The following is an 846-nucleotide window of genomic DNA, read 5'->3' on the forward strand; positions in this document are numbered from 1 at the left end:
AATGATAAAAAGCCAAATCCGCTTCAAATGGGCGCGGTTCTCCCCTTCCACCCCTTTGAAAAAGTGCTCGTGAGGAAAGAGGCGGTGGGCACTCTCCAGGAAGATCGCCCCCAACAACAGGCCTGCCACCATCACCACAGCCGCCCCAAATGGGGAATACCCCAGCGCTATGGCTGCCTCGGTGCCCGGCACCAGCAGGGAAAAAGAGGTGGCCGCCAACATCACCCCACCCCCAAACCCCAGCAGGATCCCTTGTACCCTTTCGGAGAGCGAGGGAAGAAAAAGGGCCGGCAAAGCCCCCAGCCCCGTCGCCAAGCCGGCGATAAAGCTAGCCAGGGATCCCATCGCGATTGGATGCACAAGCCCCTCTCCACAAAGGCCGAATGCTTCTCAATTCTCCTCCCTTTCCAACGTTGTGTGAACATTGCTGGCTCGAGCGGCATAGGCGAGGTTCTGAAAGTTGGCTTGGAGCGCCAGATTTTGTGCTTACAAGCAAGGTACCTAAGAGCAAGTCTGAAGGAGCTATTCCCTAGTTGGAGTTTGCCAGCTAAGCCAAGGTTTATTACAATAATTGTAAATTGCCTCGGCACAGAAGCGTCCTGAACAGCAATTGGACTGGAGTACACTGCAGCAAGACAGGTCGATAAAAACTAAAGTCAAGTCCGATAGTGACGAGGAGTGAGAGAGCGATGAAGAAAAAAGCAGTTACAACTCTCTCTTGTGGCCTTGAGTCTAGGAGCGGCCTGTCTGGGGCTGACCGGCTGCGGTGACGGCGGAAGCGGTGGGACGACAGTGCCTACACCTACACCGACTCCAACTCCGACACCTACACCGACACTCACACCG

General features: G+C 55.3%; 1 protein-coding gene. It reads right to left on the reverse strand.

What is annotated here, in order from left to right; genetic code table 11:
- Positions 1 to 360 (reverse strand): ZIP family metal transporter (locus NW837_RS15350; protein WP_414332522.1); only part of this gene is annotated, 360 nt, incomplete at its 3' end.
- Positions 361 to 846 lie beyond the last annotated feature (486 nt).

Origin of the sequence: Synechococcus sp. R6-10 (genome assembly GCF_047461815.1) — a bacterium.
In the GTDB taxonomy this organism is placed as follows: domain Bacteria; phylum Cyanobacteriota; class Cyanobacteriia; order Thermostichales; family Thermostichaceae; genus Thermostichus.